Annotated in this window: 4 protein-coding genes; 3 read left to right on the top strand and 1 reads right to left on the bottom strand. The window is 37.1% G+C overall.

Going from position 1 to position 2,104, the window contains the following annotated elements; translation table 11 throughout:
• Window positions 1–1,074: heavy metal translocating P-type ATPase (locus tag B4J23_RS09170; protein ID WP_291360151.1), on the top strand; the 1,074-nt coding region annotated here is incomplete at its 5' end.
• Window positions 1,075–1,198: 124 nt separating this feature from the next.
• Window positions 1,199–1,324 (top strand): YHYH domain-containing protein, encoded by a 126-nt coding sequence (locus B4J23_RS14365; protein WP_094148905.1) that lies wholly within the window; start codon window positions 1,199–1,201, stop codon window positions 1,322–1,324.
• 45 nt (window positions 1,325–1,369) lie between these two features.
• Here B4J23_RS14365 and B4J23_RS09165 read toward each other — a convergent pair whose 3' ends face one another.
• Window positions 1,370–1,636, bottom strand: coding sequence for a metal/formaldehyde-sensitive transcriptional repressor (locus tag B4J23_RS09165; protein ID WP_034671264.1), 267 nt, complete (start codon window positions 1,634–1,636; stop codon window positions 1,370–1,372).
• A 56-nt stretch (window positions 1,637–1,692) separates the two neighbouring features.
• Here B4J23_RS09165 and B4J23_RS09160 point away from each other — a divergent pair.
• On the top strand, window positions 1,693–2,104 hold a 412-nt coding region (locus tag B4J23_RS09160), incomplete at its 3' end, for a cation diffusion facilitator family transporter (protein WP_291360147.1).

Below are 2,104 nucleotides of genomic sequence, written 5' to 3'. Positions count from 1 at the left end.
ATGGGACTTGCAACGCCTACATCAATCATGGTGGGAACTGGGCGTGGTGCTGAAATGGGTGTTTTATTCCGTAAAGGGGAAGCTTTGCAGCTGCTCAAAGAAACTAAAGTGGTTGCTGTTGATAAAACAGGGACCCTGACTGAAGGGAAACCAATTTTAACCGATCTGCATGTCTTAGAAGGGTTTGAATACAATGCCGTACTTTCACTTATGGCAGCCGTTGAATCAAAGTCTGAGCATCCTATTGCTCGAGCAATTGTACAAGCCGCTATAGATAAGGAATTAATCCTGTCTCCTGTTGCTGATTTCAAGTCAGTCACGGGCTATGGAATAGAAGCAACGGTGTCTGAACATTTGGTTCATATTGGTGCAGATCGATATATGGAAAAACTAGGTTTGAATCCTAATGTTTTTTCTCAATTTTCGGATCGTTTGGGAGAAGAAGGAAAAACCCCTCTCTATGTTGCGATTGACCAGAAACTTGCTGCCATTATTGCTGTAGCAGATCCAATTAAAGAATCAACATTTGCTGCAATTGAAGCGTTACATCAGCTAGGTTTAAAGGTTGCCATGATTACAGGTGATAACCGTCATACAGCTCAAGCGATTGCAAAAAAACTAGGTATTGATGAGGTTATTGCAGAAGTCTTACCAGAAGGTAAAATAGAGGCCGTTAAAAAATTAAAAAATCAATATGGTAAACTCGCATATGTTGGAGATGGCATTAATGATGCCCCTGCACTTGCAGAAGCAGATATTGGTTTAGCAATAGGTACAGGTACAGACGTAGCTATTGAAGCTGCTGATGTGGTTTTGATGTCTGGCAACCTGAAAGGAGTGCCGAATGCTATCGCTTTAAGCAAAGCGACTATAACCAATATTCGTGAAAATTTATTTTGGGCATTTGTTTACAATGCAGCTCTGATTCCTATTGCAGCAGGTGTACTTTATCCGCAATTTGGACTGCTACTTTCTCCTGTATTTGCTGCTGGTGCAATGGCTCTCTCGTCAATATTTGTACTAGGAAATGCTTTACGATTAAAACGTTTTAAGGCCCCCCTTGCAATTATTTAACCATTTTTTATATACATTTAAAGTTTTGTTGGCTTTACTTTATATATTTGGAAATAGTCTAAGCCATGTTGGCTTTTATTAAATATCATACAGTTGATATTCTAATTATTTGAGAGGGATTAAGATGAAAAGAATTTTATTAATATGCTTTATAGGCATGTCATTTACCTATGCGAATGCTCATTCTGGGGGAACGAACTCACAGGGTTGTCATACCAACAGTAAAACTGGTGATTACCACTGTCATTAATAGGTGCGCACACAGTTTTTTTATTTAAAAGACTGTGCTTTAAAGTTATAAGTAGCGTTTAACTAAAGCTAAAAATTCATTCAGTTCTTTTTCCTTTATTTCCTCAGTATCACCGAGTACATGTTCTCTAAGATGAAGTTCTATTAACTCATTCATTAAGCCATTTATCGCACCTTTAATTGCTGCAACTTGCTGTAATACCTCAATACAAGAATTTTCATAATTTAAAATATTCTGTTCAAGGGCATTAGTTTGACCTTGAATTCGTCTAATCCGATTTAAAATTTTTTTGTTCTGATTTAAGTGAGACATACTATTCAACCTCAAGAACATATACTATGGGGGAGTATTAATTGTGGTGCAATAAAATGCAATATCTAAATAATGTTAAAAGTGACCATTCGCATCAATTTGACGAAGGAAATCCTTTAGCACAAAAGAAAATTTTAATCGCAACCATCCTCACTGGTGTAATGATGGTGTTTGAAATTTTTGGAGGATGGTTCTTTAATTCCATGGCTTTATTGGCTGATGGATGGCATATGAGTTCTCATATGTTGGCATTGGGCTTAGCTTATTTTGCCTATAAAATGGCTCGAAAATATGCTCGTGATCAGAGATTCTGTTTCGGTACATGGAAGATAGAAATCTTAGCTGGATATTCGAGTGCCATTTTATTGATGGTTGTTGCTGTATTCATGGGTGTTCAATCGATAGAACGTTTATTCAATCCTGTGAATATTCACTACAACGAGGCAATTTCAATTGCGATTGTTGGCT

Origin of the sequence: Acinetobacter sp. UBA3025 (genome assembly GCF_002367915.1) — a bacterium.
Lineage (GTDB): Bacteria > Pseudomonadota > Gammaproteobacteria > Pseudomonadales > Moraxellaceae > Acinetobacter.
This window is presented reverse-complemented; position numbering and strand designations above follow the sequence as displayed.